This window comes from Thermococcus sp. (assembly GCF_027052235.1).
Taxonomy (GTDB): Archaea; Methanobacteriota_B; Thermococci; order Thermococcales; family Thermococcaceae; genus Thermococcus.
The window spans coordinates 1-7,402 of the sequence record NZ_JALUFF010000078.1 but is presented as its reverse complement, the minus strand read 5'-3'; the positions used below and the strand labels follow the sequence as shown (position 1 = coordinate 7,402).

The following is a 7,402-nucleotide window of genomic DNA, read 5'->3' as shown; positions in this document are numbered from 1 at the left end:
GGCGGAGATAATGGACATGAGCTTTGCCTTGCAGGCTAAAGCCGCTGAGTACATCAAAGACAACCACGAGAAGCTTGAACCGAAGGTCTACGTTCTCCCAAGGGAGATAGACGAGATGGTTGCTCGCATAAAGCTCGCCGAGATGGGGATTGAGATCGAGAAACTCACGGAGGAGCAAAGGAAATACCTTGAGAGCTGGGAGCACGGGACGTAGAGGGGAGGAAAATCACGTAGCGGGTGTTTCCCTCCACAACCTCATCTTTTTTTACAAGGAAAAGTTTGTCCCAGGGCGATTTCAGGAGGACGTAGTGGGGAACATTCTCGTCCTCGATGCTGATAAGAACAGGCCTCTTAACCGGGGTTCCTCCAACGAGGAGCAACTCGTAACCTCTCTCATAGAGACTACCTCTTCTGACCTCAAAGCTGTCACCAGCGGTGAGGTAACCCCTCATCACGAGGACGGTCTTCTCTACGGGTTTCCCAGTCCTATCCACTGAGGCCAATAAAAGACCTATAGAGAGTGCAATAACGGGCACGACATAAGTCGGGAGTAGTGCGATGGGCCTCGTTCCAAGGGCCGTGGAGTACAGGAGATAAGCGAGTAGCATCCCACCTGGAACCATCGATAGCAGGAATACCCTTAGTTCCTCCTTCACCACGGCGTTCCACTCGCTCTCAGGAAGCCCCTGAAGGGCTTTTTCACGCCCCACGAGGAAGTGAAGATAAGGGGCCATCACGATTGCCAGGGAGAGAGGAAGAGCAGAGAGGGCAACGTAGGGAACCCTCTCGACAGGAACCCCGCCGATATAGGGGAAAATGTAGAGGGCGGACATTACACTGACCGTGAGGGGCAGGGAAAAGCCCCTTCTCTCGAAGAGAGTGAGGGTTAGGAATAGAAAAACGAGAAAAGATAGCAGAATTGGCGGGACATAGAGACCAAGCTTCTCCGCCACAAGAGTGCTTATATCTCCAAACAATGAAGGATAGGAAAGGGCAACTGAGAGGGAAACTAACCCCATGACAACATAGGAAAGCCTCCTCACGATCTTCACCTTACCACCCCCAGGAACTGGAGCACTGCGCCGTTTTCATTTTCTGAGAGCTTTATCGCCGGGAAGCGGAGTTCCTCTCTAAGACCCTTTTTGCAGACCGATATCAGTTCGCCGAATTCAAGGTTGGGGTAGACATCAACGTCCATGAGAATCGGCGTGTTCTTTGTTAGGGAGTAAAGCCTTTCCATGCCCTCCTTTATCTCGGAGAAGTTGTCCCGCCTCAGATTGGTTATTACCACCGGAAGTGCTCCCCTAAGGACGTTCCTCGTCTTCTCAACGGCCAGTGGAAGAGATTCCTCTTTGGATGAGATTCCCACAGAGGTCAGCGTCCTCGTAAAGGTTGAGGCAGAGGAGTAGCCCGAGACTGGAGTGAGCAACGTTTCGTGGCCGAGTATGTAAAGTCCTACCTTATAACCCCTCCTGAGGAGGTAGAGCACGAGGGGAATCAGGGAAGCAACCGCCGCCTCAAGGGCGTTTTCCTCAAGCCCCCCAACCATCATGGAGGATGAAGCGTCCAGGTAAAACATCACGGTCAGGAAACCTTCCCTCTCGTACTCATTCACAAGCGGGGTGTTGAGCCTCGCGGTGGCCTTCCAGTTTATTGCCCTCAGGGGGTCGCCTGCCCTGTACTCCCTAACCTCCCTGAATTCTGTGGAGGAAAATCCGAGATTCGTAACGGCAACCGGCGGAGTCCCGGGTTTTCCCCGCACGTTGCGCAGAACTGCCCTCTTGATTCCGGGAACCCTGGGTGAGACCTTCAGAGTGACCTCATCCAGCAGGAGGGCGTAGTTTGATCCCTCCAGCCCGAGAAAGTGATGCCCCTCAACCTCGACGGGCGAAACCCTGTGCTGACCCCTCTTCACGGCCCTCAGGCGGTAGCTGTACTCAACGTCCAGTTTCTCCCCGGGCCTCTTGAAGAAGACGTGCCTGCTGCTACCTTCCACGACCCTCAAAGCAGGCGAAAAGATTTCCTGCACCACAACCGCCCCGACTCCTCTCTCAACCCTCAACCTGACCCTGACTTCCACCTCCTCCCCAACCCTGAGGGACGTCCTGCTAAAGCTCCTCTCAACGGAAAAGCCCGAAGGAGGCTCGAAAAGGAGAGAAAAAGCCAGAACCGACGCTGGCAATAAAGCAAAATAAGAAAGGCTGATTGCCCCTGTTATGACGGCGAGTGCAAGGGGAAGAACCGTGAAGAGAAAGAGCCACCGAACCCAGTTCATTCTCATCACCACCCTGAGAGCAGGCCGAGGACTTCCCTGACCAAGTTTGCCCGCTTTTCCTTCTCTTTCTCGGCGTACAAGGTTCTCAACCACGGTGGTGTTAAGGGACCACCGGTGTACGGTCTGTACTCCGTGAGCATCCTGACAAGCTCTTCGAGGTCGGCATCGGAAACACTCCTTGGAACCCTCCTGAGGAGCTGGACGATTAAGGGGGCGGGATCAGCATCTTCAACGAAACGCGAGATTGTCCTCCTAACCTCAACAAGACTGAAATCTACCCTCTTTATCTCAACCGGCCAAAAGTCCGAGATTACCTTATTGGAGCGGTACCTAATCGAGATGTACTCCCCAATTGAGATTGCAATCCAGAGGAGGGCAACCGCCAATAAGAGGTCGAGGAGGCGCATCATGTTCACGGAGGATATCCTCAGAAAGAGGCCAGCGCCCAGGACAAAGCCTGCAACGGCTACACCAAGCATGTTCCTCGGTAAAAAGTTGTTGCCCCTGTGGTAGAGGGGATATGAGAACGCGTAGGCAACGCCCACGAGAAGGAATGTTACGGCGAGGACAGAGGAGAGCCATCCTTCACCCAGCGGGAGCAGGGCCGAGGACGATAGGAAGGCCAGGGCTTTCAGCAGGTATCCCCTTGGTTCTCCAAAGCGCTTTGCAGGACTTCCAATGGCGAGGAGGAAAGGAACTGCGAGGGACACTTTTCCCACGTGATCCTTTAAGATGATTCCCAGAAGGGCCCAGAGAACCACCCCATTAACATAATCCTGCACCAGTTCTTTGAACCTCATTCGAACACCCCCATGCGCTCCATTGCCTCAACCATCTCCCAAAAATCCCCCTTCCCAATGTCCCTGAGGGAGTATCTGGCCAGGGTGAAAATCTTGGCCACTTGCATGGCATCTCTGAAGAAATCGGTCGAGCCAAAGGCCCCGGCAATCTCGTAGGGAGTCCTGTTGTCGACGTAGACAGCGGACCGGGCAAAGGGAAGGAATTGCAGTTCGTAGAGCTTGATTATGGCCTCTTTCGGTGGTAAGATGTAGATTTCAAAGACCCTCCCACAGATTTCAAGGAGGTGTTTCCCGGGTGTAGATAACCTCAGCGACCCCTCCACGGTCTTTCCGTCCAGCAGGACATCGCACTCAGGTGGTGCAGGAAACTCCACTTCCTCCCCGGGCAGAAAGACCCTCCTTGCGAGGGAAACCTCCCTAGAGTGATTGACTCCCTCAGCCTCCACAGCATTTTCTGTGGGGACTCCATTTCCTTTCCTGGCAACGAGAAAGCCCGCCCCGACAACGGCCAGGAGAGAGATGGGGAGGAGGATAAGAACTGCAGAATCTCCTAAACGAAGGTTAACATGAAAGCTCTCAGGCAGTAAGCCCTTCTTTTTGTAGACGACCTTCTGGGTTGGGAGGTAGAAGCCACTTCCGCCGTAGATTACCTCGATCTCATCCACCTTTCCGTCGAGCCTGACCGAGAAGGTTCCGTTCTTCAGATTTTGCCGGATTTTTAAAACCTTCTTTCCCCGCTGGGCAAGCACGACGATGGTGCCGTTCAGAGGTGAAGCGCCGTAGTGAACCAGCCCCCTTACGAATGTCAAGTTATCTGACACCGTAACGTTCGCATCAATGGAGGGACGGCGTTTTATAACAACTTCGGGGTCGCTGTTCCCGGGATAAGCGTAGGGGCCTCTATAGTGGGCCACCACCGAGTACTTCCCAACGGCATCGGATGGGATTGAGCAACCGACGTTGAAGGTTCCGTTGACAACGTTTCCTTTCCCGACAACAATGCCCTTCTCGCTCTTTGTCCGGTTTATTGTTATTGTAATCGTGCCACCCTTAACGGGAGAGCCATTAAAATAGGTAACCGTTCCACTAACGGTCATTTTCAGTGTTCCGTTGCCAGAAAGCTGTGATGGCATGGAGGTTACCCCCACGATGGCCTTTGGGAGAACCTCTACCCAGGTTAGGAGCGCGTTGGCAATCGTCCCGTTGCTCGAGTTGAGGAGGAAGAAGAGCGGATAATAGCCAGGGGGTGCGTTTTTATCAATTTCGTAGGTGATTCTCCAGTGATACATAACGTAGGGCTGAGAGATGTTAGAAACGACGAGGTACTTGGAGTTAACGGGAACGAGGCGACCCGGAAAGAAGGAGTTGACCCATATCGAGAACTCGCCACCTGGATAGGAAAGCACAAGGGGCTTATCAGTACGGAGGTATGCATGGTCATTGATTCCCTTGATGAGTCTGTGTCCTTCAAGGGGCACGTAATAGAGGCCCTTGTACTTAACCAGCATGTCCCAGTAGGAACCCTCCTTAATGGGAATGCCCTTTGCAGGGGTGTCAACGCACACTAAGAAGGGATCCGTGGGACGTATTACCACTGGACAGGAGGCTTTCTCAGTCGTAGGCTTGAAAGTAAAGTCAGTATCAGGGGGAACCTTACCTACCTTCTGTTCTCTCAGATTATCTACATCGACTGTGCTTTTCATGCCCTTCTGCGGATTGGCTTCGGAGGATAGTTCCTCCTTAATCCCACTAAGGTTTAACCCCTTCTTGGGGATGTAAGTGAAGCTCAGGGAAATGACCATCAGGGCGGAGAGGAGAAAAACCAGGATTGCAACCCTAACCCTGTCCATTACTCCTCACTCTCTTTAGGAACGTGTGTCGCCTGGAGGGCCTTCTCAACGACCTCCCTTCCGGTGACGCCCTCAAAGGAGTACTCCGCCTTTATGACCACTCTGTGGGAGAGGGTCTCGAAGGCGAACTTCTTAACGTCGTCCGGTATAACAAAGTCCCTTCCGTCCATGGCGGCGCTCGCCTTGGCGACCTTCAGGAGGGCCAGTGCTCCCCTGGGACTCGGGCCTGCCTCAACTCTTCCATCAGCCCTCACGTTCCTGACGAGCTCGGCTATGTACCTCAAAACCGGCCTGCTGACGTAGACCGACTCTTCGACGGTTCTCTGCATCTCAAGGAACGTTTCCCTGTCTATAACCGGCTTTAAGTCGACCGTGGGGTCATCCTTCTTCCACCTGAGCCTGGCCTCAAGTATGGCAACCTCGTCCTCAAGGGTCTTCGGATAGCCAACGCTCAGGCGGAGGAGGAAACGGTCAAGCTGGGCCTCCGGGAGTGGATAAGTTCCCTCGTACTCTATCGGGTTCTGGGTGGCCATCACGAAGAAGGGCCTCTCAAGCTTGAGGGTCTCGCCCTCTATGGTCACCTGCCGTTCCTCCATCGCCTCGAGCAGAGCCGACTGGGTCTTCGGCGGGGCGCGGTTTATCTCATCGGCTAAGAGAACGTTTGTAAAGACAGGTCCCCTGACAAGCTCGAAGGTTCCGGTGTTCTGGCGCCACACCTTGGTTCCAACTATATCCGCTGGGAGAAGGTCGGGAGTGAACTGTATTCTCCTGTAGTCGAGGCCGAGAACCCTGGAAAAGGCCTTTGCTAGGAGGGTCTTTCCGAGACCGGGGTGATCCTCAAAGAGGACGTTGCCGTTGACGAGGGCCGCTGCGAGGGTCTTCTCCACGACGTCTCTGTTTCCGATGTAAACCTCGGAAATAGCATCAACGATGAGAGATGAGAGCAAGGCAAGCTCTCCAACTTCCATATTTACCACCTGTTACTATATACTGTGGTCTGGAATAAGTGGAGGTTAAGTTTTAAATCTTGCGGTCTAATTAAGCCGGTGGTGCGGGTGAACTTCAAACCCTTCAAAATCGTCCCGGTTGGATACCTCCGGAAGAACGAGGAACTTCAGGAGACCTTCGTAGAAATCCTCCCAGAGTTTTGGAAGGCGACGGAAGGCCTCCGCGAGGGGGACTGGGTAAAGCTCGTCCTCTGGTTCCACGGGAGCGATACGCCCCCTAAGAGGAGAGTCCTCAAAGTGCACCCCTACGGCAACCCGAAGAATCCACTGACAGGAGTTTTCGCGACTCGCTCACCCTACAGACCGAACCCGGTAGCGCTCTACACCGTCAGAATTCATCGCATTGAAGGGAACCGTCTTTACATCGACTGGATAGATGCCATGGACGGGACTCCTGTGGTGGACATCAAAATCTTCGTCGAGCGCTACGACTGCCCCAAGGAGATTCCGATCGAGGAGGGGGAAGCCCACATCAGGGGGAGCAGGATGATAGGCGAGGTGAACGTCATCCCGAGGAAGAGCGAGCACCTTGACGAGCTTGAGGAGGTTTCACCGGAAGAATACGACGCGGTGATCCTCGAAATCGGGCCGAAGACAACGACGCTGACGGCGGGGGAGCTTGTCGAGCTGATTGACACCCTCCAGGAGGTATACGAGAACCTGCCCGTGGAGATAAGGGACAGGCTCAGAAGACGTGAAGGGCGCTCGCCTTGAAGCCCACCCACACTTCTTTTCCGGCGCTTAACCCCATCTCCAGCATCGAGGAGCGCGTTATGAAGGCCCTGAGATGAATCCCCCCGGCATTGAGGTGAACCCTGACAACCGGCCCAAGCTCCTCTACCGACTCAACCACCGCTTTGAACTCGTTCCTCGCGGAGCTGCGGAGGGGTTCCATCGAGAGGATTATATCTTCGGGCCTTATGCCAACCCTCACCCGTCCCTCTGCCTCGACCGGAAGCTCTATCTCAAGGCCGTTCGCCCTCAGCCTCCTTCCCTTAGCCGTGCCCTCGATGATGTTCTCAAAGCCCAAGAAGCGGGCAACCTCCTCGTTCGCCGGCCTCGAAAAGACCTCCCTGACCGAACCGACCTGGACGAGCCTTCCGTCGAGCATAACGCCAACGCGGTCGCCTAAACTAACCGCCTCCTCAAAGGAGTGGGTGACGTGCAGGGCAGTGAAGCCTAACTCCTCCCTCCAGCGCTTCATCTCAGCCAAAAGCTTCGACCGGGTTTGAACGTCAAGGTTGGCGAAGGGTTCATCCAGGAGAAGAAGCCTCGGTTCGACAACCAAAGCCCTCGCTATCGCAACCCGCTGGCTCTCGCCGCCGCTCAGCGTTTTCGGCTTTCTGTCTAAGAGGTGCCCTATCCCCAGCACCTCCGCCACTTCCCGGACCTTCCGCTCGATCTCGGCCTTCGAGAGCTTTCTGAGCCTCAGTCCAAAGGCTATGTTGTCGAAGACGCTCATGTGGGGGA

General features: G+C 54.5%; 8 protein-coding genes. 2 read left to right on the top strand and 6 right to left on the bottom strand.

Translation table 11 applies throughout. The features are described from left to right. Nucleotides 1-214 (top strand): adenosylhomocysteinase (locus tag MVC73_RS10065; RefSeq protein ID WP_297510608.1); only part of this gene is annotated, 214 nt, incomplete at its 5' end. Here the strand turns inward: MVC73_RS10065 and MVC73_RS10060 are convergent. Genes MVC73_RS10060 through MVC73_RS10040 form a run of 5 tightly spaced genes read right to left on the bottom strand, consistent with a single transcriptional unit; the run spans nucleotide 165 to nucleotide 5,893 of the window. Beyond that, entirely contained in the window at nucleotides 165-1,052 is an 888-nt protein-coding gene (locus MVC73_RS10060) for a hypothetical protein (protein ID WP_297510605.1), read from the bottom strand. The genes MVC73_RS10065 and MVC73_RS10060 overlap by 50 nt on opposite strands. Continuing rightward, on the bottom strand, nucleotides 1,049-2,281 hold the full coding sequence (locus MVC73_RS10055; RefSeq protein ID WP_297510603.1) for a DUF58 domain-containing protein: 1,233 nt from the start codon (nucleotides 2,279-2,281) through the stop codon (nucleotides 1,049-1,051). The genes MVC73_RS10060 and MVC73_RS10055 overlap by 4 nt, the downstream gene beginning before the upstream one ends. Beyond that, complete coding sequence (locus MVC73_RS10050; RefSeq protein ID WP_297510600.1) at nucleotides 2,281-3,075, bottom strand: hypothetical protein; 795 nt, start codon at nucleotides 3,073-3,075, stop codon at nucleotides 2,281-2,283. The genes MVC73_RS10055 and MVC73_RS10050 overlap by 1 nt, the downstream gene beginning before the upstream one ends. Next, complete coding sequence (locus MVC73_RS10045; RefSeq protein ID WP_297510597.1) at nucleotides 3,072-4,925, bottom strand: Ig-like domain-containing protein; 1,854 nt, start codon at nucleotides 4,923-4,925, stop codon at nucleotides 3,072-3,074. The genes MVC73_RS10050 and MVC73_RS10045 overlap by 4 nt, the downstream gene beginning before the upstream one ends. After that, nucleotides 4,925-5,893 (bottom strand): MoxR family ATPase, encoded by a 969-nt coding sequence (locus tag MVC73_RS10040; RefSeq protein ID WP_297510594.1) that lies wholly within the window; start codon nucleotides 5,891-5,893, stop codon nucleotides 4,925-4,927. Before MVC73_RS10040 ends, MVC73_RS10045 begins: the two co-directional genes overlap by 1 nt. Nucleotides 5,894-5,980: 87 nt before the next feature. Here MVC73_RS10040 and tsaA point away from each other — a divergent pair, with 87 nt between their 5' ends. After that, nucleotides 5,981-6,646 carry a tRNA (N6-threonylcarbamoyladenosine(37)-N6)-methyltransferase TrmO gene (gene tsaA / locus MVC73_RS10035; protein ID WP_297510612.1) on the top strand — a complete coding sequence of 222 codons (666 nt, stop codon included), beginning with the start codon at nucleotides 5,981-5,983 and terminating at the stop codon, nucleotides 6,644-6,646. On the opposite strand, the gene MVC73_RS10030 is transcribed toward tsaA, so the two are convergent. Then, on the bottom strand, nucleotides 6,618-7,402 hold a 785-nt coding region (locus tag MVC73_RS10030), incomplete at its 5' end, for an ABC transporter ATP-binding protein (protein WP_297510591.1). The two genes, tsaA and MVC73_RS10030, sit on opposite strands and share 29 nt — an antisense overlap.

Bases quoted from the DNA above. Each gene is read 5' to 3' on its own strand.
- MVC73_RS10055 (WP_297510603.1), bottom strand. From the start codon at position 2,281: ATGAGAATGAACTGGGTTCGGTGGCTCTTTCTCTTCACGGTTCTTCCC.
- MVC73_RS10050 (WP_297510600.1), bottom strand. From the start codon at position 3,075: ATGAGGTTCAAAGAACTGGTGCAGGATTATGTTAATGGGGTGGTTCTC.
- MVC73_RS10045 (WP_297510597.1), bottom strand. From the start codon at position 4,925: ATGGACAGGGTTAGGGTTGCAATCCTGGTTTTTCTCCTCTCCGCCCTG.
- MVC73_RS10040 (WP_297510594.1), bottom strand. From the start codon at position 5,893: ATGGAAGTTGGAGAGCTTGCCTTGCTCTCATCTCTCATCGTTGATGCT.